The sequence below is a fragment of the Algibacillus agarilyticus genome (genome assembly GCF_003286125.1).
GTDB lineage: Bacteria > Pseudomonadota > Gammaproteobacteria > Enterobacterales > Alteromonadaceae > Algibacillus > Algibacillus agarilyticus.
This window is the reverse complement of record NZ_QMED01000001.1, coordinates 253,530-276,967: the sequence shown is the minus strand read 5'-3', so window position 1 is coordinate 276,967 and position 23,438 is coordinate 253,530. Positions and strand designations below refer to the sequence as shown.

Genomic DNA, 23,438 nt, shown 5'->3' with positions numbered 1-23,438 from the left:
CATGCCACACAGGGTATTGTTAACGTTTTGTGAATTAAAGTGTTTTACTCATGTGTTGACTGGCCGTATTCAGTGATGCGTGTTTTCTAATCTTTTAATAGGGTGTATGAGGGTTATATGCGATTTATAAGTTCGGTGCTGGTGTGTTTATACTTATGTTTTTTAAGCTTAAATGTGAGTGCGAAAATACCGGTGATACATCTTAATGTGACAGAGCCTAAAGATGCCTATCATGTCGATTTATTAAAATTTTTATTTAAAAATTCAGCTAAATATCAACTCGAACCCAATAGCGGACCGGTTGTTGAATCTCGTCAAGAGGTTGAATTACAAACGGGCGCGTTATCTATTGCTGCTTTTGCTGCAGGTTCACGCATCGAAGATATTTTAATGCCTATTAGAATCCCTATTTTGAAAGGTTTATTGGGACACCGGTTATTAATAATTCGCGATGGTGAACAAGCTCGTTTTTCAAAAATTCGCAATTTTGATGATCTGGTTCGCTTTAAAGCCGGTCAAGGGCAAATGTGGTCAGACACGCAAATTTTATTAAGTGCAGGTATTCCAACGGTATCAGAACTTAAATATAACAATTTATTTTATATGCTCGAAGGTAGTCGTTTTGATTATTTCCCGCGTGGTATTCATGAGCCTTTTTCTGAAATTGCGTCGCGACGTGAACTTAACTTAGCTGTTGAACCCGAAATCATGCTGGTGTATCCGTTACCTTTGTATTTATTTGTGGGTAAGCAAAATGCCGAATTAGGGCGAGATACAGAACGGATGCTTGAAGCGACGATTGCTGATGGCAGTTTTGATGAATTCTTTTTCAATCATCCGCTAATTAAAGATGTTTTACAAAAAGCGAATATTAAACAACGCCGTATTATTCGTATCGATAACCCACATTTAACCGCTCAAACACCACTCGACCGCAAAGAATTATGGTTTGATGTCAATACGCTTTAGCGTAAAATAGTTTGTAACAGGTGCCGAATAGCTTGAGTTTGTTGTTAGCTATTTAGGTTGTTAATAAAAAGCGCGATAAGCGCTTTTTTTATTTTTGATATGACGAACAGAGACCCTCCAATGAAACTTTCTAAGTTTGGCCAGCAACTCACGCCTGATTCAGGCATTGTTAATTTAATGGCTGATTTAGGGAATGCACTTAATGTAAACCCTGATATTTTATTTTTAGGTGGTGGCAACCCCGCGCAAATACCTGAATTTGAAAATATCATTGCTGAGCAATTGCAGCAAATCGCACAAACCCCTGCAGAATTACATAAACTGATTGGCATTTATCAGTCACCCCAAGGCGCTGAAAATTTTATTAGTGCACTCGCAACCTATCTACAAGATGAATGCGGCTGGCCGGTAACGGAAGATAATATAGCCGTGACGAATGGCAGCCAGTCAGCTTTTTTTATTTTACTGAATATGTTGGCGGGTGAGCATGCTAATAATGCTGAGCGACCTGACGAGCAGGGCCAAACCGTTCATAAAAAAATAATGTTTCCACTGGTGCCTGAATATTTAGGATATAGCGATCAAGCGTTAGCTGAGCATTATTTTGCCGGTGTTAAACCTAAAATTGAATTACAGGGTGAGCATTTTTTTAAATATAAAATTGATTTTGATGCGCTTACTATTGACCCTTCTGTTGCCGCTTTATGTGTATCACGACCGACTAATCCAACGGGTAATATGGTTTCGGAAGCTGAGCTTTCGCAATTGTCAGATCTTGCTAAACAGCATCAAATTCCATTAATTATCGATTGTGCTTATGGTGAACCTTTTCCTGGTATTGTTTATCAAGAAAGTCATTACCAGTGGCAAGATGAACATATTCTCGTGTTGAGTTTATCAAAATTAGGTTTGCCGGCTGTGCGTACCGGTATTGTTATTGCTAAACCCGAAGTGGTGAAAAACGTGGTTAAAGCGAACACGATAATGAGTTTAGCTAATGGTAATTTAGGCCCTGAGCTCATGACTCGATTATTAGACCAAGGGCTAGTGTCTAAAATAAGTAAAACAATTTTACAGCCGTTTTATCAAAAAAAATGCGATTATTTTATTAGTGAATTAATCAACGCTTTAAAAGGCGTGCCTTTTCGTTTTCATCAACCAGAAGGGGCATTCTTTATTTGGCTGTGGCTAGAAGGTTTGCCTGTTCATTCTTCAGTTTTATATCAAAACTTAAAAAACGAAGGCGTTTTAGTGATGGATGGCGAACCGTTCTTTTTTGCTTTACCGGATGAATGGCCACATAAACATGAATGTTTGCGTTTATCTTATTGCCAGTCAGAAACGGTTTTAAGCCAAGCCGCGGGTATTTTAGGGCGTGAAATAAAAAAATTATACCCAAGTGGCCTAACCGAGAAAATTTAAAATAGGAACCAAATGATTAAGTTAATTGTATTTGATTTAGACGGGACTTTGATTGATTCGTTACCGAGTATTAACTTTGCACTTGATAGTGCATTAACGGGGGTTGGGTATCCGGCCGCTGGACCCGATAAAACGCGCCGTTGGATAGGCAATGGTAGTGATGTACTCGTCGCGCGTGGGTTAAGCGACAGTCAAACAATCGATCCCGCATTACCGAGTGACTTATTACAAAGAGCACGTGGAATTTTCAATGACGCATACCAAAATGCCGGTCACGCTCATGATTTAATTTATCCTGATGTGGCTGAAACGCTCGGCTTTTTTGCCAAGCAAGGTTATAAAATGGCGGTGCTGACTAATAAAACAGAATGTTTTATTGAGCCGTTACTGGTGCATTTTGGTATTGCACAATTTTTTGAATATACCATTGCGGGTAATACCTTACCTGAACGCAAGCCTTCGCCGATGGGGTTACACTGGTTGTGTGATAAATATCAGTTCACGATGGATGAAGTGGTGATGGTAGGTGATTCTGAAAATGATATAAATGCCGCACAAGCAGCGGGTTGTCAATCGGTAGGCTTAACCTATGGTTACAATTATGATGTACCTATTGCGAGCGCTAATCCGACATTTGTGATTGATAAGTTTGCCCAATTACGCGATTTACCACTTTTTGAGCCGGCGTTGGTTTCGGTTTAATAGGCAAAGGTTGTTGTACTTTTAAGCAATTAACAAGTTGATGACTTTTTTCTCTGTATATCAGCAACAAAATTGCTATTATTCACGGCTTTATTTTTGTTTGCTGTAAAGGGGAAAACGTATGGATTGTGGATTAGATTTTGGAACATCGCACTGTGCTTTAGGTGTGATGGAACAAAGTAACGTTAAATTGGTACCTTTGCATCAACAAGATTGTTTTATGCCTTCTACCCTGTATTCATTTGATAGAGGGCTCATTAACAATTTCATTTATCAAATTATGGCGCAACACAGCTCAGAAGAGCAGCGAATCGCCTATCAAAAAAGTCGAACGCTAGCATTACAAAAAACAGCGTCGCTGCGCCGTATACATGACTTGCAAGGTAATGAAGCCGATACCTTTGTGGGTAAACAAGCCATTGAAGAATATATTGATTTTCCTGAGGAAGGCTTTTTTGTCAAATCACCTAAATCGTTTTTAGGTGCGGGTGGCTTAATGCAAACGCAAATTGATTTTTTTGAAGATGTGGTCACCGCTATGATGATTGCCGTCAAGCAACGTGCAGAATCACATTTACAAACTGATTTGCGTAATGTTGTCATTGGTCGACCTGTCAATTTTCAAGGGACTCATGCTGAAAAAAGCAACCAACAAGCAACCGCCATTTTAACCAATGCGGCTAAACGTTGCGGTTATCAAAATATTGAATTTTTGTTTGAGCCTTTAGCGGCCGGAATTGATTTTGAAAGCCAATTAACCAGTGAAAAAACCGTGCTTGTTGTTGATATAGGTGGGGGAACAACCGATTGCTCTATGGTGCGAATGGGCCCCGAACGTCAAAAATCAGTTGATCGCCAAGCTGACTTTTTAGCGCATACAGGTAAACGAGTTGGCGGCAATGATTTAGACATATTTTTTGCCTTTAAGCATTTAATGCCTTTATTTGGTTTAGATACTCTCTCTAAAAGTAACAAAACATTACCACGTAACTTTTTTTGGAACGCTGTTGCCACTAACGATGTTGCTGCGCAAAGCGACTTTTTTAGTCAACCGAATGCAAATGCACTAGATCAACTCGCACGTGATGCGCAGCAAGGTAACTTAATTAAACGTTTAATTAAGTTACAAAAAACAAAGCAAAACCATCGTTTAGTGCGAGATGCTGAATTAAACAAAATTGCCCTAAGTGAACATGAAACGGTTCAGTTTTCTTTAGATTACATTGAAGATGCACTAACAAAAGATGCCCAATTGAATCATTTCTCTGAAGCAATTAAACAACCTTTGATTGCGATAAAAGAATTGGTTACCGATGCCGTTAAAGTAGCGGCTGCTCAGCCCGATATTATTTATTTAACGGGCGGTAGTGCTAAATCGAGCGTGCTTCGTCAAGCGGTTATCGAAGCCGTAAACGAAGCAACTGATAATACAAAAGAGATACCATTATTAGATGGCGATTATTTTGGTAGTGTGACGGCCGGTTTAACTAAGTGGTCAGATAGGATATTTGCTTAACCGTTACCGTTTTAGCCGTCGCAAGAGAGATTGAGACACATATAAATAAAACAGCCGTGAGTGATAAATTGATCACTCACGGCTTTTTTATGAGTCACTTACGGCTTTTTTATAAATCACCGTAACCAAAATCGTTACGTTTTTTACGTTTTGGCATAAACGCCATTATGTAGCCGATTAATAAACCAAAGAATAAAACGCCGCCGCCTTTCATTAACCATTGTAGTTGCTCACGAGTTGCTTTGTTGTCGCTTAACTCAGTTAGTTTGGCAATCTCTTGATTTTTAGCATTCAGGTTCGAGGTTAAATCAGCAACTGAACTTTTGAATTCATTGAGCTGCTGTTCGTATTGATTATTGTTTTCTGTCAATTCAGCTACACGCTGCGTTAATGCCTCTAATTCGGCTGTTTGACTTAGTATTGTTGCTTCGGCTGAGGTTAAAGCTTGGCGTACACCTGAGGTTTGGGTTAAGTATTTTGATTCAACCCAACCGACACGACCTTTATCGTCTTCTATTTGCGTAAATTCTGTTTCAGGGTTGTTATCTAATATGCTGATCAACGACCCAGCCGTTACACTGCCTTGAATACGGTAATTACGACTTGAACCTGTATGCAAAAAGATAGATAAATCATCGGTGACATAAGCCGGAGATTCAGGTGTTGTATTCTCTTCTTCTGCTGAGAGTGGATTCGCTAACATTAGCGTGCTAATTAATAAAATGTGTCGAAACATAAACATATCGCTCTGTTTTTATTTAGATTTACGGCAAACATAAGCGTAAATCATTATTATTTTTAACCTGTGAGTATCACTTAAGGTTGATTCGATATAGCGAAGTTTTTATAGTCTTCTCGCTCAGGTTTTATGGTTCAGTGTCAACGCTTACTCTCGACTTTGGCTCCTGCGTCGTTCTAACACCTAAATCCATTTAGGCGGCCCCAATCACATAGTAGAGCATATGCTCATGGCGTCTCGAAGCTTGACAGCCTCCCCTAAAACCCGATCGCTTTGACTATAGCTTCGTTATTTGCCCTTGAGTATATTAACGCTAGCCTATGCTATTGCGCTAAATTTGGCAAATATTCTCAATGTTTTTAGTTAGGTGTTTTCATTTTTAGATGACGACCTATTTTGCGGCTTGGTTTTTTGTTTTCATTTTTCTAACAACCTTGCGTTCAGCGTCATAGTTAGGTATTTTCTGTTCTTTATCTTTTACAATTTGTATAACCACATTTTATGGAAACTGAGATAGAGCTTAAATTTTTTATTGCTCCTTTTGTTGATAACGACCCTGCACCGATCACGCTGGCTATTGATGAGCTTGTTGCTGATATCGCGATTGAAAAAGCTAAATCGTGCAAACGCCTTGTAAATACTTATTTTGAAACACCTGACCAATTATTACGTTCGTATGATTTTGGTTTGCGGGTTAGGGCGGTTGATGGTTATACAGAGCAAACAATTAAAACCGCCGGCACTGTGATTGGTGGTTTGCATAAACGCCCTGAATATAATGTTGAAATAAACAGTATGCGGCCCGATTTAAGTTTGTTTCCGGCTGATATATGGCCTGAACATGCGCATGTATCACATCTGCAAGAACAGCTTAAACCGCTTTTTACTACAAACTTTAGGCGCACCAAGTGGGAACTTGAACATGAAAATAGTCATGTTGAGTTAGTCATGGATTTTGGTGAAGTTGAAGCGGGTGACGAGTCCGTGGCTATTCGTGAGATAGAGATCGAGTTAGTAGATGGTGACGTTAGAGCCTTGTTTTCTTTAGCTAAACGTCTAACTGATATTTTGCCACTGCGCTTATCGAATGACTCTAAGGCGGCTCGTGGCTACCGTTTATATGCTAACCAACTATTAAAAAATAAATCAGGCATTACCCCTGTTAAAGCATTTAGCGATACCACGATAGAGCAGTGCTTTATCAATACTATTCAACATGGTTTAAGTTATTGGCAAACGCACGAAGAAGTGTATTTAGCGAATGGTAAATTATCATCATTGGCTGAAATGTTGACAGGTATTGAGCTTATTAAGCATGCTTTTTCATTGTTTTCAAAAGCGATACCGAAACAATCGACTCAATACTTTGTTGATGAACTGGATAAAATTTGTCAGGCATTTGCTTGGTTACCACAAGCGAATGCTTTACATCAACTTGCTGCTTGCAAAGGTGCTTTTAAAAAGCGTATGACTAATTACCCTGAATTAGTCAGCGAATTTTCGCAACAAAAAGCGGCTATTGTTTCTACTAACGATATTGAGCAGCTTTTACACAGTAAAGCTTATAGCCAATTAATTATTGATTTAGTTAAATGGTTATACGAAAAAGCGTGGCGCTGTTATAACGATACCGTTGAAGCTAATCTTAATTCATTATTAATTGAGCAAGTTGATACGTTACAGCAGCAAAGCTGGCAATCTGTTAAACAAGATATGCCGATTAACCAAGCGTTTACGGCTGAGCATTATTTTGCTACTGAAGCCAATTTACGCCATAGCTTAATGACTGGATTGTGTGTTGGGCAGTTATATTCAGAAGAGCATTGGCAGGTTTTTAGAGCCCCTTGGCTGGATATATTACAAGGTATTAATGAGTTACATACTTATAAGTTACTCGCTAATTATTTGGTGAAAAACCAGGGGGATAAAAAACTTTTAAAATGGTGTAACAATAAGACCGACACGTTAATATCGGTGATGGAACGTTCTCGTATCAGTGCCCTTGATTCAACCCCCTATTGGCTAGAATAAATATATTAGCTCAACTTATTACATAAAAAGGTAGCTAAATCGCTACCTTTTTTATTGCCTGAAATTAAGCGCCCTGAGCTTTGCATAACCACTTGCTTGCTGGCGTGGCAGCGAGCCCTTTCAACTGTCAGGCTATCTTACAATCTGAAACTACACTCGTTCTGCTCTTTGTTATTGGTTTTCGACTTAGATCGACTAAGTATCAAGCCTATGCCGCGATCAAATTACGTTGGTATTGAATGTCATTGATATGACAAAGAAAAGTGGTTCTAGAAATTAAATATTTTTTATTTGACATGTATAGTTAATGCATCTACATTGTATATACATTTGAAGTGTTGATTGGTTGTTTATTTTGAGTGAAGTAAAGTCTAAGACTAAAAAAAGCAAGAAAGATAGCCAGTTAATTATTCGGATTAGTGGTGACGAAAGAAACCAGTTTGTCGAATTATGTGATGAGTTAGATACGAGCGCTGCCAGAGAAATACGAAAATTTATTCGTCAGTTCTTGAAACAGCACCAAGACTAATAAATCATGACATTTTAAATTTTAGCTATGCGCAAGCATAATTTATTTAAATTCAATTAAGGTCATAATGATGAGCAAAGTATCAAAAAAAGTTAAATCACTTAAAGAAGAAATCAAATCAAGAAAAGCTAAAGTTGCTAAGCAAAAAAGCAAATTAAAAGCACTTAAAAAAGCGTTAAAAAAAGCCGCTTAATTTAAGAGGGTTTGAGTTGGTGAGGTTAGTCATGAATAACCTTGCAGGTAATACCCATCATCGTTAATCACTTATTAACTATCATTGGTATAACTCGCCCACAATATCCACTTTGTTGGATATTGGCATTTAAGCAACAGGCTGTTATTACACCTTGTTGGTTGAATGCCTAAATTTGAACGAGAAAAACACAACGATTGAAGGCAGGTTAATTTGCTCAATCAACTATTTGAAACACACCCTTCTTTAACCCACCAATTGACCTTCTTAAGCGTTATACTCTACCTCGTTATTTAATCCACTTCAGCATGTGATTTTTACACTTTCTCTAAATCTAAATCTTTGTCATTGATTGGTTTAGGGGCGTTTAAAGCCTGGCTCAAATCGTCAATTTTCATGACATTATGCAGCAGGCGCAAGCTAAATGCTCACGCCGATAATGCTTACCCTTAACGACCTTATTCAATTAACTAACCTAGGATTCAATTAAGGGTTTAATGTCGGTAAAACGGCTGTTTTATTATTATGCCAGTGATCTTTTCGAATACGGTGTAAGCTTTGGCTTAAGTCATCTGCATTCCAAGCCGACGGTTGCTTAGAAAATTGACAAGCATGCATTTGAGCGAGCAAGTCGGTGAGTTGTTTATCATTGAGTGCGTCAGTGGCTAAATGTAAATTACTGATGTGGGCTTGTTGCAAAAATGCACTCGTCCAAAGTGGCAACTGTGTTTGTATTTCACTGCGGTCTGATTGTTTGCAGGCTTTAATTAAGCGGCTCCAAGCGCGTTTTTCATTATCTGCGTGTTGTTGTGATTTATCTATTGTTTTAACCGCGCGTGGTTTATTTAATATTAAACCTAATAATCCGATCAAGGTTGCTAACCATAGCCCACTTAATAACCAACTAACGTTGTTCCAAGCCCAAGGTTCATTTTGGTACTCAATGGTTGTTGTGGTGTTATCTGACGTATCTTGCTGAACGACTGTTGGGTTTAAACTGCTTGGCACCGCGGTTGTTTGTGTGACTTTAGCGGGGGCTACGGTGATTTCACGTGCGGCTAGTTCTGCTTTTTCAATACGCTCAAATTGTGTGTTCCACCACGTAACAGTAACGGCCGGTAACGTTACTTTACCAGCTTGGTTGGGCACTATCGCCATGCTTTCTATGCGTTGAGCGATAACATCTTGTCCTCGAGCTTTGGTGTGTGTTTCAGCTTGAGCTGGATATATTTTTACATCGTTACCGTGTTGAATACTTAATTCGGGTAACAACTCTGCTGCGACATCTAGCGCGGTTAATGTGATTGTGCGCGTGATCGGTTCGCCTACAACGTAGCCATGTTGTGGTGTCACTTCATCGTATAGTTGCACCATTTTACTGGGTAACCAATGACCAGGGTAGTTGTTTGGTATGGGTTTAACATTCAGTTTAACTTCATCACCAATGGCCGATATGCTCTTGGTTTGTGAACGACTAAATAAAGATCGACGATTGCCGGATATCACTACTTCACCATTAAATACTGGCGATGCTAAGGTAAACTCTCCACTGCGTTGTGGGGTGATGGCATAGTCACGTTCTATAACATGAAATCGACGGCCATTGCTTAATTGCTCTGATTCTCGGTCTTTGCCGACTTGTTCAATAATGGCACCGGGGAGTTCAGGTTGACTTAAGCTGCCTCGTTCAAGTTGTAAACCTAAATATAATTTAACAGTATATTTAATTTGTTGATGTAACCACACTTCATTATTTGAGACGGACGCTTCAACAAAAATATCTTGAGTTTGTTGTTGCTGTGTATTTTGTGGTTGCACCTGCAAGTTTATCGGGGTTGATGCAGCACCATTGATCGTTAAAGCCGGAATGATCAACGTACCGGCTTTTTTAGGCATTAAACGGACTGTGAAGCTGGTGATACGGGTTGTTTGGCCATTAACAATACGCGTTTCAGTGCTGGTTGAATTGCCAATAACTCTAAAGTCTTTGTTTAAGGCGCTGGTATCTAACGCATTGTTGCTGACATGCTCGTTTACACGAACTAACAAATCGACCGATTCGTTTGCAATAATGGGGTTTCTATCGACGGATGCGATCACTTGAGTGGCGGCATGACTTGTTAAGCTGATTAACGTCAGTAAGCAAAAAATAATAGGGTTACGAAGGCGGCTTACCATGTTTTGTTAACTCCCTTAGGCTGTTGAGTTCGTTGTCTTTCGTTTGCTTCTATCGCCATTTTTCGACGTAATAAAAAAGCAGGATCATCTTCTACTTTATTCAAAAGTTTTTGAATAACTTGTTGTTGTTCTTGGTTTTGTCTTTCTTCATCGGTTAACTCTGCTGTTTGTGGCTGTTGTGTTTCATCGCCTTCTTGCTGTTCACCTTCTTGTTGTTCTGCTTGTTCTTTGGCTTCTTGTTCTGCTTTTTCTTCAGCGGCTTGTTGTGCTTTCTCTTCGGCTGTTTGCGCTGAGTCTTCTTCACTTTGTTCGCCATTTTGCTGTTCTTGTTGGTCGGCTGATTGTTGGCCTTCTTCGCCTGATTCTTTGTTTTCGTTATTTTGTTCGTTACTTTGATCGCCGTTTTGCTGATCTTGGTTTTCACCTTGTTGATCTTGCTGTTCGCCGTCTTGTTTCTCTCCGTCTTGGTTTTGGTCGCTGTCTTGATTTTGCTGCTCTTGTTGTTGTTTCAGTTGCTCTGCAAGTGCTTTGTTGCGCTTAGCATTTTCAAAATCAGGTTGTTGTTTTAGGGCTTGCTCGTAACTTTTAATCGCTTCATCAAGTTTACCCATATTGGCTAATGCATTGCCTTTGTTGTATAGCGACTCTGCATCATTAAATTCTGACAGGGTTTCGATTGCCCCTTCATAGTTACCTTGTTTGAGCTGGCTAGCGGCTTGCCAACGCTTATCTTGAAAATGTTGCTCTGCACTTGCATAGTCTTCGTTTTTAAAGGCTTCTTGACCTTGTTGGTCAGCCGTTTTCCATAAGTTATCCCAAATCGCCGCTTGCACCGGTTTAGGAAATAAACCGGTTAATACAAATACAAAAGGCAGTAGTGAATAAATAACGCCACGTCGAAATGCGTAGGCGGCTAAAGGGAGTATGAGTAAAACTAACCAAGGACCGGCTTCATGCCATTGATCACCGAGTTGTTGATCGTTTTCATCGTTGTTTTCTTTGATACTATCAACCTGACTAAGGAGTTGAATGAGCAACGCTATATCGCTGTCGTCGGGTGTCATGTCGATATAAACGCCATTGGTTTTATGGCTAATCGATTGTAATAAACGAGCATCTAATTTTGGGATCACAATCGCACCGTAGGCATCGCGCATTAAATCACCGTTCGCTAATTTAATCGGCGCGCCGCCGGCACTGCCAATACCAAGGGTTAATAAACGGTATTGCGTTTCTTGAGCAAATACATTCAGGTCTTCCATGTCTTGGTAATCAACCCCATCGGTTATCCAAATTATGTCACCTTCAGCATAACCTGCATCTTGTAATAATTCGGTGGCCTTACTTAACCCTAATATAGGATCACTGCCTGCAACGGGCATTATATCGGGGGTTAAGCTGGGTACGAGTGTGACTAGGTTGTTACTATCGGGCGTTAACGGACTGATGACAAAAGCGTCACCGGCATAAGCCACTAGACCGATATCACCTTCGGTTATTTGACCGACTAATTCCATTGCTTTAAAGCGTGCACGCGTTAAGCGATCTGGGGTTATGTCAGTCGCCCGCATCGACATCGACATATCTAATAAAATCACTTTACCCGCTTGCGCTTCAAAAATGGGTTGCGGTATGCGCTGCCAAGTAGGGCCCGCTAATGCAATCGTTAACACTAACCAGACAAATCCGATTAGAGCTAAAGGGGCTCTTTGTCGACTTTGTTGGCCTTCTAACAAATGCTGAACTAAGTGTTTAGGAATAATGCCTTGCCAACCAGACCGAGCCCAACTGACCCGTTGCAATTGCCAAAGTATGAATAATAATGGGATCAGGCTAAGTAGCCATAACGGACGAATAAAGTGAAAATCAGCCATGTTTGGCTCCTTTTCTTAACGCTAACCAAGGCCATTGAATTTGGCTTATGATGGTATATAAAGCGGGTATTAAACTTAATAAAAATGCGAGCGCCAGTGGCCAATAAAAAAGGGCGGTGAGTGGGCGAAGTTTAACGGCATCTGAATTTACGGGTTCTAACTGATCGAGAATTTTATATATTTGCTCTAATTGACCTGTGTTTTTAGCACGAAAATATTTACCACCGGTTTTTTCAGCGAGTGAATGCAGTAAGTCTTCATCTAAATCAGCATCTGCACGTTGTTGGCTTAAACCAAATAAACCTCGAGATAAAACTTGATCAGAAGCCACGCCGATCGTGTAAATTTTAATCCCTTCTGCTAACGCAAGTTCGAGTGCTTCGTTGGGTTGTAAATTACCAGCAGTATTTTGGCCATCGGTAAGTAAAACTAATATACGATTAGATTCTTCATGTAATTTAAAGCGTTTGGCTGCTAAACCAATAGCATCACCGATTGCGGTGCGTTCACCCACTAAGCCAAGCAATGATTCACTTAACATTTTACTGACGATATTGCGATCACGGGTGAGTGGGGTTTGTAAGTAAGCCGTATCAGCAAATAAAATTAACCCTAAACGGTCACCTATACGGCGTTGTATAAAATCTTGCATGACGTATTTAGTCATCATTAATCGATCAACACTTTGCCCATTTATACTCATGTCTTCTGCTTGCATAGAGCCGGATAAATCAACCGCTAACATGATATCGCGACCTTCAGTGGGTAAACTAATAGGTTCGTCTAAATATTGTGGACGTGCCGCGGCAATAATTAATAAAACCCAAATTAAGCTTGGCAAGATTAAACGCGAAGCTTTGGCCTCGTTTATTTCAGTTGAGACTTGTTTATGCATATGCCAAATCGGAGCTTTAAGTGCAGCAGACTGGTTCGATGATTTTTTGGGTAACAATCGATATAAAAGCGGTAAAGGCAACAATAAAAAGGCCCAAAGCCAAGCAAATTCAAACATGTTTTACCTCCGCTTTTTGATTGATTTTTTTGGGTGGCAAAGCGAGTTGCAACCAATTAGCACTTGCGGTTTTAAACTGCGTTAATTGGCCTGAACTGAGTTGTTGCGCGTTTGGCTGGTATAACTGCTCAATCATTAATTTGAGTGCCGGACAAACGCGTTCTGCTTTATTTTTTTTGATGTGACGACTTAAAAATTGATACCAGGTTACGCCGGTTAAAGCGGCCACGTCTTCACGAGGGAAATAAGCTAAAGTCGCTTGCTTGAGTATTCTATTTAATTCGCTTGCTGAGCTTGCCGCATTAACGGCTTGGATAGCCTCTCGGCGCGCTTGGCTGTTTTTATAATGCGTCCAAATGAGTTTTAAACAAACGATCAAACTCACAATAATGATCCCGCCTAAAATCCACCAGCCGATAGCGGGTAATGTGCTGGTTGGCTCGGGTAATGCGACATCTTTAAACGCCGCCATTGGGTCGTTAGGGAGTTGCATACCTTGTCCATGCGGTTGAGGTGCATGAGGGCTATTTGTCGCCGCCGTTAATTGTGGGCTAATGGCATTCATTAGCAAAAAGCGTGTGAGCATTAGGCTAGTTGCTCCTCTAATGGAATACCAGCACTAATATCTTGTACTTGGCATCGACATTTCTGTAACCACTTATTTTGTTCAGCTAAATATAAAGCGGCCTCATGACGGTATTGCATGTCTGTTTGTTTATCACCCAGGCTCAAAATACCTGGATTTTTGCCATCGGTTACTTGCAGCGCTTGTTTAGCGTTAACTTGCGGTAACGCAATTTCGAGTGGATCTTGGATCCGATACGCGCGTAATTCACAATGCCGACTCAGCTGGCTTAAATGCTGAATACTCACCGGGTCTAATTGACTAAAATCACTAATAATATTAACTAATGCACCGGGACGAGCGAGTCGTCTAATGCGCGAACAGGCTTCAGCAAAATTAGATTGCGTTTTTAAATCGGTTTGTGGTTGGCTTAATGCATTAAGTGCATGTAAATAATGCAAAACACTTTGCTGGCGAGAGCGTGGTTTTAATTCCATATGCTGAAATTGATTAAAGACGATACCGCCAATTCGATCACCGCGTTTTTTTGCATTCCAAGCCAGCAAAGCCGCTAAGTGACTCGCTTGTACTGATTTATATAGTAATTCAGTACCAAATTGCATGGATGAGCTTAAATCTGTGAGTATAAAAATGGGGCGTTCTTTTTCTTCTCTAAATAATTTAGTGTGCGTTGTGCCGGTACGCGCAGTGACACGCCAATCAATCATTCTCGGGTCGTCGCCGTGTTGGTAGTGACGTACTTCGTCAAACTCCATGCCACGGCCTTTTGATTTAGCGAGGTAGTTACCGGCTAATTTAGATTGATTTGCAAATCGGGGTTCTAAATTTAATAAGCCGGTTTTGCTGCGGTAATAGAGCAATTCGTTAATACTGGCATCAATGCCATTGGCTTTAATGCGTTGTAACCACGCCAATCGGGCTGCGTTATTTTCTTGAAGTGTTTTAGGCATAATGAGCGTTATGGTACAGCGACAAGTGATAAAATTTTATTTAATACTGCGGTTGCCGTTATACCGTCAGCTTCGGCTTCGTATGTGAGCAACAAACGATGACGTAATGCATTATGGAATACGGCTTGAATATCTTCTGGCGTCACAAAATCGCGTTCAGCCAACCACGCTTTAGCACGGGCACAACGGTCAACGGCAATGGTTGCACGTGGGCTGGCTCCATAACCTATCCATTTTGCGAGATCAGCGTCATATTTTTCAGGTTGGCGTGTGGCTATTATTAAGTCGACTAAATAGTCTTCTAACTCTGGCGCCATATGAATACTAAGCACTTCTTCACGAGCTGCAAAGATGGTTTCTTGGGTTAAATCACTCGGTGGCTCAACGGTTTCGTGTAATGCTTCATTACGGGTTAGCTGTAATATGGCTTTCTCTGTTTCGGCACCTGGATATTCAACTTCTAAGTGCATTAAAAAACGGTCGAGTTGAGCTTCTGGTAGTGGGTATGTACCTTCTTGCTCTAAAGGGTTTTGTGTTGCCATGACTAAAAATAAGTCTGGCAGTTTATAAGTTGTTCGTCCGACTGTAATTTGTTTTTCGGCCATGGCTTCAAGTAATGCTGATTGCACCTTGGCGGGTGCTCGGTTTATTTCGTCCGCTAAAATTAAATTATGAAATAATGGGCCTTGTTGAAACACAAAATTACCGGTTTCAGGACGGTAAATGTCAGTACCGGTTAAATCGGCGGGTAACAAATCAGGTGTAAATTGTACGCGGTGGAAGTCTCCTTCAACCCCTTGCGCTAGAGCGTTAATGGCGCGAGTTTTTGCTAAACCCGGCGGACCTTCTACTAAAAGGTGACCATTAGCTAACAAGGCTATTAATATGTTTTCGGTTAGCGCCGGCTGTCCGATAACTTGAGAATCGAGATATTTTTTGAGTTGTTTAAATTTAGCGACAGACATAATTAATGAAATCTTGTTGTTATAAAAAAGTGAACTGGAAAGGTTATAAGGGCAAATCCTTGTATTTCAACCCATTGCTCTTCGGCGAATCACTTTTGTCTGTAAAATTAATCGTTAGTTCCCCGTTAACTTAAATTAAAGCGAAATTAATAGAGTTAACTTATTAATGTTTAATTACATAACGCTAAAATGATCCTATTATTGGAAGTAGGCGTGTTTCAAACAAGCGTTTAAAAAGGTTGCTTTTCATTTTAATCTAAGCTTAAAATAACAAATAACTAACAGGTCTGACCACTCTAGGCTAGCTCGGAGATTTTATGAGTCAATATCCAATCAAAACATCAGATGGCCAACGTATTGCCGTTGTATCTGGTTTACGAACCCCATTTGCTAAGCAAGCAACCTATTTTCATGGCGTGTCGGCGCTTGATATGGGCAAAATGGTGGTTAATGAATTATTACTAAAAACCGAACTCGATCCTAAATTAGTTGAGCAAGTTGTTTACGGTCAAGTAGTGCAAATGCCTGCTGCACCTAATATTGCACGTGAAATTGTTTTGGGCACCGGAATGGATGTTAGCACTGATGCTTATAGTGTGAGCCGAGCGTGTGCAACTAGTTTTCAAAGCACGGCGAATATTTGTGAGTCTATTATGGCGGGCAATATCAGTGTCGGGATTGCAGGCGGAGCGGATTCGTCTTCAGTATTACCGATTGGTGTTTCTAAAAAATTAGCCCGAGCGTTAGTTGATTTAAATAAAGCACGTAGCCTAGGCCAACGTTTAACTATTATTAAACGCTTACGTTTAGCTGACTTATTGCCTGTTCCGCCAGCGGTGGCTGAATATTCAACCGGTTTGAGTATGGGACAAACAGCGGAACAAATGGCCAAAACTCATCATATTAGCCGAGCTGATCAAGATGCTTTGGCTCACCGTTCACATCAACTTGCTGCTGATGCTTGGAATAATAAAAAATTAGCCGATGAAGTTATGGTTGCCCATGCTGCACCTTATAAATCGTATTTAGATTGCGACAACAATATTCGTTTTGATTCAACCTTAGAATCTTACGCTAAATTAAGACCGGCTTTTGATCGTAAACATGGCTCGGTTTCGGCAGCCAATAGCACACCGTTAACGGATGGTGCTTCTGCCATTTTATTAATGCGAGAAGATCAAGCTAAAGCCCTTGGTTATAACCCTATTGGTTATATTCGCAGTTACGCTTTTACAGCCATTGATGTTTGGCAAGATATGCTAATGGGGCCGAGTTATGCAACGCCTAAAGCCTTAGCTAAAGCCGGCATGAATTTAGCTGATCTCGATGTGATTGAAATGCATGAAGCGTTTGCTGCACAAACTCTGGCCAATATGAAAATGTTTGCCAGTAAAAAGTTTGCGCAAGAACAGCTGGGTTTAAATGACGCAATTGGTGAAATTGATATGGCTAAATTTAATGTAAATGGTGGCTCGTTAGCTTATGGACATCCTTTTGCTGCTACGGGAACTCGATTGATTACTCAAACATTAAATGAATTAAAACGGCGTGGTGGTGGAGTCGGTTTAACCACGGCTTGTGCGGCCGGTGGTTTAGGCGCTGCTATGATCGTAGAAAGCGAATAAGGAGCAAATGATGACTGATATAGAGTTAGCGCATTTCTCATATGAAATGACCAGCAATAATATTGCTTTAGTCACACTTGATGTGCCAGACGAAAGCATGAATGTATTGAGTAAACAAACCATTGAAGAAGTCGAACATTTGCTGGATAAATTGGCAACTGAAGCCAATTTAAAAGGCGTGATCATTAAAAGCGGTAAACCGGATTCGTTTGTCGCGGGTGCCGATGTCAAAATGCTGGATGCCTGTGCAAATAATATTGAAGCGACGGCATTAGCCGCAAGTGGCCAACATGTTTTTAATCGTATCGAACAATTTAATGTACCGTTTGTGGCGGCCATTCACGGGATTTGCTTAGGTGGTGGGCTCGAATTTGCTTTAGCTTGTCATTATCGTGTTGCAACTGATGATGAAAAAACACAATTAGGGTTACCTGAAGTTAAACTTGGGTTGTTACCTGGAAGTGGCGGTACACAACGATTACCGCAAAAAGTCGGCTTGCAAGCGGCTTTAGATATGATGTTAACGGGGAAGCAGGTTAGAGCAAAACAAGCATTGAAAAAAGGTTTGGTTGATGATGTTGTTCCTCAAACGATATTAATATCGGTAGCCGAAAAGCTGATCGCGAAAGGTATGCCCGCTAAACGTAAAGTTAAATTGAATTTACTGGGGAAAATACTCGAGCGTAATTCATTTGGTCGCGGTATTTTGTTTGATCAAGCGTTAAAGGCGGTTGAGAAAAAAACCTTAGGTAATTATCCCGCACCCAGTAAAATTATTGAAGCCGTACAAGCCGGCATTGAACAAAAAAGCTTACAAGCGGGCTTACGAACTGAAGCTCGATTGTTTGGTGAATTAAAACAAACCCCTGAAAGCCAACAGTTAAGAAACTTATTTTTTGCGACCGTTGATCAGAAAAAAGAAACAGGTATAACCGCCAAGCCAACGCTGATTAAAAAAGCGTTGATATTAGGTGGGGGGTTAATGGGTGGTGGCATTGCCTATGTAACGGTTGATAAAGCTAAGATACCCGCGCGTATTAAAGATGTCTCTCAGCAGGGGATAAGCAATGCATTACGTTATAGTTACAATTTATGGCATAAAAAAGCTAAGCGCCGTTTTATTACCGAAGCGGCTTTACAAAAAAATATGATGCAATTGTCGGGCACCGTTGAATATACCAATGTGCGGGATGTCGATATCGTAATTGAAGCTGTTTTTGAAGATATTGAACTTAAACAAGCGATGGTAGCCGATGTTGAAACACATTGTGCTGACCATACTATTTTTGCCTCAAACACATCCTCTTTACCGATTACAGAGATCGCAGCAAAAGCCCAAAGACCAGAAAATGTGATTGGCTTACATTATTTTTCGCCTGTCGATAAAATGCCACTAGCGGAAATTATTGTACATGAAAAAACCAGTGAGCAAACGATCGCGACCACGATAGACTTTGCCCGTAAGCAAGGCAAAACCCCGATTGTCGTTAAAGATGGAGCTGGGTTTTATGTTAATCGTATTTTAGCGCTGTATATGAATGAAGCTGCTAATTTAGTGTTAGCGGGTGAACCCATTGATTTAATTGATAAAGCATTAGCTCAATTTGGTTTTCCGGTTGGTGCATTAAAATTACTCGATGAAGTGGGCATTGATGTTGGTAGTAAAATAGGTCCGATATTGACCGACGCTTTTGGTGATCGCTTTGCAATGCCAACGACTTTTGATGCGTTATTGCATGATGATCGTAAGGGCAAAAAGAACAGTCGAGGGTTTTATTTATACGACTTAAATCAATTTCAACGTTTAACAGGAGTTAAACCCGGTAAATTAGTCGACGAGAGTGTTTATACCTTGTTAGGTGTCACGCCTGTGCAAAAGTTAAATGCAGAGGAAGTGACTGAACGCTGCGTTATGCAAATGCTAAATGAAGCGGCTCGTTGTTTAGAGGAGGGGATTATTCGTAATGCTCGCGATGGTGATATTGGTGCTATATTTGGCATTGGTTTCCCGCCGTTTTTAGGTGGCCCTTTCCGCTATATCGATGCATTGGGCGCTGAGCATGTTGTTTCGCGTTTAGCGCATTTTGAATCCCGTTTTGGTTCTCGTTTTACGCCATGTGATTCTTTGCTGCAGATGGCTGAAGAAAATAAAACATTTTATTAAGCTTTTTTATTAGAGACTAAGCCACACGGTCATTGAGTTTGATTTCTGTGTGGCTTTCTTTTTTCAGTTATCATTATACCTGCTTTATAATTTAAGCTTATCTGCAATAAACCTGAACATGGTAAAATATTTAGATTTAAATCGTTTTTGGGATCTCGGTATAATCAGCCCGGCTTTTCTATTTTGATAAACATTGCTTGCTTAATTTAGGGGCTGTTGGCGTTTTACTTTTATAGGTATAGGTATAGGTCTTAAATTATGGCTTTTACATTTAAGCAATTTCATATTGCTGATGATCAATGCGCGATGAAAGTGGGTACTGACAGTATCATGTTAGGCAGCTGGAGTGCGATTAATCATACACACCAAAAAATTTTAGATATCGGAACTGGCAGTGGTTTACTGGCTATTATGCTAGCGCAAAAAGCACAGGGTAATTCTCAAATTGTAGCGTGTGAATTTGATAAATCAGCCGCTAAACAAGCATTAGAGAACGTAAAAATTACGCCTTGGGTCAAGCAGGTTGAAGTGATAAATACACCTATTCAAATGCTTAAGCAAACTCACTTTGATTTGATTATTTCTAATCCACCTTATTTTTCATCGGGGCAACATTTTGAGCCTGCGCGACAATTAGCTCGGCATACGGGGGAATTAACCTGGCCTGTATTATTAAAAGAAGTGAGTCGTCGTTTAAATACGGCTGGATGTTTTGAGTGTGTGATCCCTGCTGATAACGTTGATTCAATGATTGAATTGGCTAGCGGTCAAGGTTTGACATTATCTGCTGCCTTGTTTGTTAAAACTAAGCCCACAAAATTAGCGAAGCGCGTGTTGTTACGGTTTATTAAAGATGCTGAGCCACAACACGTATTGCAAGAAGAGGTTAATATCTACACGCTTGGTATGGAATACAGTCCAGAATATAAAGCGCTTTGCCGAGAATATTATTTGAACTTTTAACCACTTAGTTGTTAGAGTGCTTTTATCTTATATTTATTGTTGTATTATTATGAACCCCTTTGCTTTGTTTTTAAGCATAAAAGCTAAGTTACGTTTGAGCTGTGTACTCGCCTTAGCTGTTTTATTGAGCGCTTGTGCCGCTGAACCCACCAAAGAAGAATATCGAGAACGCTTTTTAACCCAAATAACATCAGATGGCAGCAAGTGGTTTATTTATAAAGTTGACCCTGTGCGCAATTTGAATCATCAAATTAGACGCAATGTTGCTGAAGTTGCTGCTGATGGGGCTATTCATGCACAACGTCGTAGCCAACCTGCTGAAAAACCAAAAGGTGAACGTCGTCAAGGTAAAGCTAAGTCAGTCGAAAGAGGGCGTTTTAATAATATGCTTAATCAATATTTAACGGTTAAAGGCTATTGTCGTAATGGTTATATTGAGCTCGATAGTGAAGAAACAGATGACAGCTTATATTTTTGGGGCGAATGTAAAGAAACCGCAACCGCGGGTGATGAGCAAAAGTGGCCTAATAACCGCTATTTTGATAAAGAAAAACGCAGTTAATTTACACATCCAGGGTTAAAGCTTTAATGAATGTGTCATTAAGTTAAAAAGATGAATTAGGTCACAATGGGTTGCTGTTATTATGCTGACAAAGGGTTATAATTGCGCCTCTTTTTATACTCATTTGTATTATTACCTGTTCGGGGGAAGCCTTGTTAGCGTTTATTCGATTAATTATTATTGCTCTTTTTATTGTTTTTACCGGCGTTTTTGGCGTTCTGTTTTGTTTGTTAAGACCATTTAACCCTGCTAATGCTCGTGTATTTGCTAACCTTTTTAGCAAACTCTCTAAAATGTTGGGTGTGAAACTGATTATTCGTAAAGCAATGGAAACCGATCCTGCAAGTCCCGTATTAATCGTTGCAAATCACCAAAACAGTTATGATATTTTTACAATCAGTGGGGCTTTACCGGCTAGAGGTGTCACTATTGGTAAAAAAAGTTTAAGACTTATTCCTTTTTTTGGTTGGTTATATTGGCTCTCGGGTAATATTTTAATTAATCGTCAAGACCGTCGCGCCGCGATTTCAACTTTAAAAGATACCGCTAAATACATGAATGAAAAAAATGTATCGGTTTGGATGTTTCCTGAAGGAACACGTTCATACGGCAAAGGTTTACTTAAATTTAAACGCGGTGCATTTGAATTAGCTCAAGCCGCCAATGTGCCTATTATGCCGATTTGTATGAGTACGACTACCGGAAAAATCAAACTAAACCGTTGGGATAATGGCACTGTTATTGTTGAGGTTATGGCTCCACAAGCATTAACCTTAGCGCAACAAAATAACTCGCGTTTAGCGGCTGATGAGTTTAGAACGCTATTAGCTGACAAACTTGAACAACTTGATTCAGAAGTTGCAGAATTAAATCAACATTTAAAATAAGGCATTACCCTATGGAATTTCAAGATAACCCGCTTGCATTTAATCAAATGGTCGTTGATTCCTTGTTAGAAGACGGTAGTGATCCAAGCGCTACTTATGTTATTGAGCATCATTTTTCATCTGAAGATTTTGACCTGCTAGAAAAAGCGGCCGTTATGGCTTATAAAAAAGGTTTTGAAGCGACAGATGCTGAAGAATTTATAACGGATGATGATGTAGAGATTTTATCATTTGATGTGATCGCAGAATGTATTCTTGATGTTGAAAAAATAAATGCTCAGACGAAAGAAATGGCGTTATTAGCTAAAGAGTTTGGCATTGATTACGACGGTTGGGGCACTGAGTTTATCGATCCTGAGCAGAATGATTAATGAATATATCAGCTGAAAACATGGGTTTTCAGCTTATTTTTTTATAAGGTTTTATTGTGTTTGTTAATCCTAAATTAATTGATAGTGATACATTAATCAGCTTAGCGAAAGATTGGTTATCGCGTCGTGCCGATTTTGATTCTTCATATTGTGTTGATGCGAATATGGCTGAACAAGTGGTGAATGCGTTAAAAAATAAAGAATTGGTAATTTGTTTTTCTGATGACGATGAATTAGAAGATGAACAACGTTTAGATATTCGCCCTTGCGCTGAGTTTGGTTTAACCCCTTCGAAAGTGCAATTCGACTAAAAACTCCCTTTTTCAATTCCTGGTATATTTTTCTTGCCTAATACTTAAAAAAAGCTTATTTATCACGCCTTAATTTTTTTGAGTGTCTTATTAAATGTTTACATCACATGCGGTTGAGTTATCAGAGGTAGCGTTAGTTAATGAATCTTTGTTTAATAACTTAGCTGACGATATTTATAGTAAAGGCTACAGTGTATTGCCTAACGCGCTACCTAGCTATTTGGCTGATGGTTTGTATCAGTATTTACAGGTGATGCCAGAGCAAAAATTTGATTCAGCCGGTACGGGGCGGGATGATCTACATATTGTTAATCAGTTTGTTAGAACCGATGAAATTTGTTGGATTAATGGTGATACTGAAATCGGTACAGCATGGCTTAAATGGACATACGAATTACAACAGTATTTAAACCGTCGGTTGTTCTTAGGTTTGTTTTCATTTGAAAGTCATTTTGCCCATTATGCACCGGGTGATTTCTATAAAACGCATTTAGATGCTTTTAAAGGTGAAGCAAATCGTGTTTTGTCTGTTGTGGTTTACTTAAACCCGCAATGGAATTTAGATGATGGCGGGGAATTAGTCATATATTTACCGAGTGATACGGATGTAGCTCAAGTTAAAGTAACACCTTCATTTGCAACTATTGTCGCTTTTTTGAGTGAAGACTTTCCGCATGAGGTTTTACCTGCCACTCGTGACCGCTATTCTATCGCTGGCTGGTATCGTTTAAATACTTCGCAAAAAGATCGAGTTGATCCACCTAAGTAATCAAAGCTCAGCTTAAGTCATTAACACAATGCTTTAAGCTGAGTTTTAAATTTTGCTTATCAGAATCGCATTCATATAGTCAAAGCGATCGGTTTTTAGGGGCAGGTTTCTAGTTCCAGA

Annotated in this window: 21 protein-coding genes; 14 read left to right on the top strand and 7 right to left on the bottom strand. The window is 39.8% G+C overall.

What is annotated here, in order from left to right; all coding sequences use genetic code 11:
- The first annotated feature begins 174 nt into the window (after positions 1 to 174).
- From DPX34_RS01235 to yegD, 4 genes are all read left to right on the top strand, one after another.
- Positions 175 to 969 carry a diguanylate cyclase gene (locus DPX34_RS01235; protein WP_157964584.1) on the top strand — a complete coding sequence of 265 codons (795 nt, stop codon included), beginning with the start codon at positions 175 to 177 and terminating at the stop codon, positions 967 to 969.
- A gap of 120 nt (positions 970 to 1,089) precedes the next feature.
- A complete protein-coding gene (locus DPX34_RS01230) occupies positions 1,090 to 2,391 on the top strand; it encodes a valine--pyruvate transaminase (RefSeq protein ID WP_111976739.1) in 1,302 nt (433 codons plus the stop codon).
- A 12-nt stretch (positions 2,392 to 2,403) separates the two neighbouring features.
- Positions 2,404 to 3,093 carry a phosphoglycolate phosphatase gene (locus DPX34_RS01225; RefSeq protein WP_111976589.1) on the top strand — a complete coding sequence of 230 codons (690 nt, stop codon included), beginning with the start codon at positions 2,404 to 2,406 and terminating at the stop codon, positions 3,091 to 3,093.
- A gap of 121 nt (positions 3,094 to 3,214) precedes the next feature.
- On the top strand, positions 3,215 to 4,609 hold the full coding sequence (gene yegD / locus DPX34_RS01220) for a molecular chaperone (protein ID WP_111976588.1): 1,395 nt from the start codon (positions 3,215 to 3,217) through the stop codon (positions 4,607 to 4,609).
- Between the two features lie 109 nt (positions 4,610 to 4,718).
- On the opposite strand, the gene DPX34_RS01215 is transcribed toward yegD, so the two are convergent.
- Positions 4,719 to 5,345, bottom strand: coding sequence for a TIGR04211 family SH3 domain-containing protein (locus DPX34_RS01215; protein ID WP_157964583.1), 627 nt, complete (start codon positions 5,343 to 5,345; stop codon positions 4,719 to 4,721).
- A gap of 504 nt (positions 5,346 to 5,849) precedes the next feature.
- Here DPX34_RS01215 and DPX34_RS01210 point away from each other — a divergent pair.
- Both DPX34_RS01210 and DPX34_RS22220 read left to right on the top strand, forming a co-directional pair.
- On the top strand, positions 5,850 to 7,379 hold the full coding sequence (locus tag DPX34_RS01210) for a CYTH domain-containing protein (RefSeq protein ID WP_111976586.1): 1,530 nt from the start codon (positions 5,850 to 5,852) through the stop codon (positions 7,377 to 7,379).
- 599 nt (positions 7,380 to 7,978) lie between these two features.
- Positions 7,979 to 8,101 (top strand): hypothetical protein, encoded by a 123-nt coding sequence (locus DPX34_RS22220; protein ID WP_269815492.1) that lies wholly within the window; start codon positions 7,979 to 7,981, stop codon positions 8,099 to 8,101.
- A gap of 486 nt (positions 8,102 to 8,587) precedes the next feature.
- Here the strand turns inward: DPX34_RS22220 and DPX34_RS01205 are convergent, their stop codons facing one another.
- Genes DPX34_RS01205 through DPX34_RS01180 form a run of 6 tightly spaced genes read right to left on the bottom strand, consistent with a single transcriptional unit; the run spans position 8,588 to position 15,666 of the window.
- A complete protein-coding gene (locus DPX34_RS01205) occupies positions 8,588 to 10,279 on the bottom strand; it encodes a BatD family protein (protein WP_111976585.1) in 1,692 nt (563 codons plus the stop codon).
- Positions 10,273 to 12,153 (bottom strand): vWA domain-containing protein, encoded by a 1,881-nt coding sequence (locus DPX34_RS01200; protein ID WP_111976584.1) that lies wholly within the window; start codon positions 12,151 to 12,153, stop codon positions 10,273 to 10,275. The genes DPX34_RS01205 and DPX34_RS01200 overlap by 7 nt, the downstream gene beginning before the upstream one ends.
- On the bottom strand, positions 12,146 to 13,165 hold the full coding sequence (locus tag DPX34_RS01195) for a VWA domain-containing protein (RefSeq protein WP_111976583.1): 1,020 nt from the start codon (positions 13,163 to 13,165) through the stop codon (positions 12,146 to 12,148). Before DPX34_RS01195 ends, DPX34_RS01200 begins: the two co-directional genes overlap by 8 nt.
- A complete protein-coding gene (locus tag DPX34_RS01190; protein ID WP_111976582.1) occupies positions 13,158 to 13,751 on the bottom strand; it encodes a DUF4381 domain-containing protein in 594 nt (197 codons plus the stop codon). Before DPX34_RS01190 ends, DPX34_RS01195 begins: the two co-directional genes overlap by 8 nt.
- Positions 13,751 to 14,701 (bottom strand): DUF58 domain-containing protein, encoded by a 951-nt coding sequence (locus DPX34_RS01185; RefSeq protein WP_111976581.1) that lies wholly within the window; start codon positions 14,699 to 14,701, stop codon positions 13,751 to 13,753. Before DPX34_RS01185 ends, DPX34_RS01190 begins: the two co-directional genes overlap by 1 nt.
- A gap of 8 nt (positions 14,702 to 14,709) precedes the next feature.
- Positions 14,710 to 15,666 carry an AAA family ATPase gene (locus DPX34_RS01180; RefSeq protein WP_111976580.1) on the bottom strand — a complete coding sequence of 319 codons (957 nt, stop codon included), beginning with the start codon at positions 15,664 to 15,666 and terminating at the stop codon, positions 14,710 to 14,712.
- Positions 15,667 to 15,983: 317 nt separating this feature from the next.
- Here DPX34_RS01180 and fadI point away from each other — a divergent pair, with 317 nt between their 5' ends.
- The 8 genes from fadI (at position 15,984) to DPX34_RS01140 (ending at position 23,318) form a co-directional block, all read left to right on the top strand.
- On the top strand, positions 15,984 to 17,291 hold the full coding sequence (gene fadI / locus DPX34_RS01175; RefSeq protein ID WP_111976579.1) for an acetyl-CoA C-acyltransferase FadI: 1,308 nt from the start codon (positions 15,984 to 15,986) through the stop codon (positions 17,289 to 17,291).
- A 10-nt stretch (positions 17,292 to 17,301) separates the two neighbouring features.
- Positions 17,302 to 19,455, top strand: coding sequence for a fatty acid oxidation complex subunit alpha FadJ (gene fadJ, locus DPX34_RS01170; protein WP_111976578.1), 2,154 nt, complete (start codon positions 17,302 to 17,304; stop codon positions 19,453 to 19,455).
- A 258-nt stretch (positions 19,456 to 19,713) separates the two neighbouring features.
- Positions 19,714 to 20,418, top strand: coding sequence for a tRNA1(Val) (adenine(37)-N6)-methyltransferase (locus DPX34_RS01165; RefSeq protein ID WP_111976577.1), 705 nt, complete (start codon positions 19,714 to 19,716; stop codon positions 20,416 to 20,418).
- A 49-nt stretch (positions 20,419 to 20,467) separates the two neighbouring features.
- Positions 20,468 to 20,980 carry a hypothetical protein gene (locus tag DPX34_RS01160; RefSeq protein ID WP_111976576.1) on the top strand — a complete coding sequence of 171 codons (513 nt, stop codon included), beginning with the start codon at positions 20,468 to 20,470 and terminating at the stop codon, positions 20,978 to 20,980.
- 152 nt (positions 20,981 to 21,132) lie between these two features.
- On the top strand, positions 21,133 to 21,867 hold the full coding sequence (locus DPX34_RS01155; RefSeq protein ID WP_111976575.1) for a 1-acylglycerol-3-phosphate O-acyltransferase: 735 nt from the start codon (positions 21,133 to 21,135) through the stop codon (positions 21,865 to 21,867).
- A gap of 11 nt (positions 21,868 to 21,878) precedes the next feature.
- On the top strand, positions 21,879 to 22,238 hold the full coding sequence (gene rraB, locus DPX34_RS01150; RefSeq protein WP_111976574.1) for a ribonuclease E inhibitor RraB: 360 nt from the start codon (positions 21,879 to 21,881) through the stop codon (positions 22,236 to 22,238).
- Positions 22,239 to 22,294: 56 nt separating this feature from the next.
- Positions 22,295 to 22,549 (top strand): hypothetical protein, encoded by a 255-nt coding sequence (locus tag DPX34_RS01145; RefSeq protein WP_111976573.1) that lies wholly within the window; start codon positions 22,295 to 22,297, stop codon positions 22,547 to 22,549.
- A 94-nt stretch (positions 22,550 to 22,643) separates the two neighbouring features.
- Positions 22,644 to 23,318 carry a 2OG-Fe(II) oxygenase gene (locus DPX34_RS01140; RefSeq protein WP_111976572.1) on the top strand — a complete coding sequence of 225 codons (675 nt, stop codon included), beginning with the start codon at positions 22,644 to 22,646 and terminating at the stop codon, positions 23,316 to 23,318.
- The last annotated feature ends 120 nt before the right edge of the window (positions 23,319 to 23,438 follow it).

Coding starts and splice junctions, on each gene's coding strand:
- DPX34_RS01200 (WP_111976584.1), bottom strand. CDS start 12,153: ATGGCTGATTTTCACTTTATTCGTCCGTTATGGCTACTTAGCCTGATC.
- DPX34_RS01195 (WP_111976583.1), bottom strand. CDS start 13,165: ATGTTTGAATTTGCTTGGCTTTGGGCCTTTTTATTGTTGCCTTTACCG.
- fadJ (WP_111976578.1), top strand. CDS start 17,302: ATGACTGATATAGAGTTAGCGCATTTCTCATATGAAATGACCAGCAAT.
- DPX34_RS01210 (WP_111976586.1), top strand. CDS start 5,850: ATGGAAACTGAGATAGAGCTTAAATTTTTTATTGCTCCTTTTGTTGAT.
- DPX34_RS01215 (WP_157964583.1), bottom strand. CDS start 5,345: ATGTTTCGACACATTTTATTAATTAGCACGCTAATGTTAGCGAATCCA.
- DPX34_RS01185 (WP_111976581.1), bottom strand. CDS start 14,701: ATGCCTAAAACACTTCAAGAAAATAACGCAGCCCGATTGGCGTGGTTA.
- DPX34_RS01160 (WP_111976576.1), top strand. CDS start 20,468: ATGAACCCCTTTGCTTTGTTTTTAAGCATAAAAGCTAAGTTACGTTTG.
- yegD (WP_111976588.1), top strand. CDS start 3,215: ATGGATTGTGGATTAGATTTTGGAACATCGCACTGTGCTTTAGGTGTG.
- DPX34_RS01225 (WP_111976589.1), top strand. CDS start 2,404: ATGATTAAGTTAATTGTATTTGATTTAGACGGGACTTTGATTGATTCG.
- DPX34_RS01140 (WP_111976572.1), top strand. CDS start 22,644: ATGTTTACATCACATGCGGTTGAGTTATCAGAGGTAGCGTTAGTTAAT.
- DPX34_RS01230 (WP_111976739.1), top strand. CDS start 1,090: ATGAAACTTTCTAAGTTTGGCCAGCAACTCACGCCTGATTCAGGCATT.
- DPX34_RS01190 (WP_111976582.1), bottom strand. CDS start 13,751: ATGCTCACACGCTTTTTGCTAATGAATGCCATTAGCCCACAATTAACG.
- DPX34_RS01180 (WP_111976580.1), bottom strand. CDS start 15,666: ATGTCTGTCGCTAAATTTAAACAACTCAAAAAATATCTCGATTCTCAA.
- DPX34_RS01205 (WP_111976585.1), bottom strand. CDS start 10,279: ATGGTAAGCCGCCTTCGTAACCCTATTATTTTTTGCTTACTGACGTTA.
- DPX34_RS22220 (WP_269815492.1), top strand. CDS start 7,979: ATGAGCAAAGTATCAAAAAAAGTTAAATCACTTAAAGAAGAAATCAAA.
- rraB (WP_111976574.1), top strand. CDS start 21,879: ATGGAATTTCAAGATAACCCGCTTGCATTTAATCAAATGGTCGTTGAT.
- fadI (WP_111976579.1), top strand. CDS start 15,984: ATGAGTCAATATCCAATCAAAACATCAGATGGCCAACGTATTGCCGTT.
- DPX34_RS01165 (WP_111976577.1), top strand. CDS start 19,714: ATGGCTTTTACATTTAAGCAATTTCATATTGCTGATGATCAATGCGCG.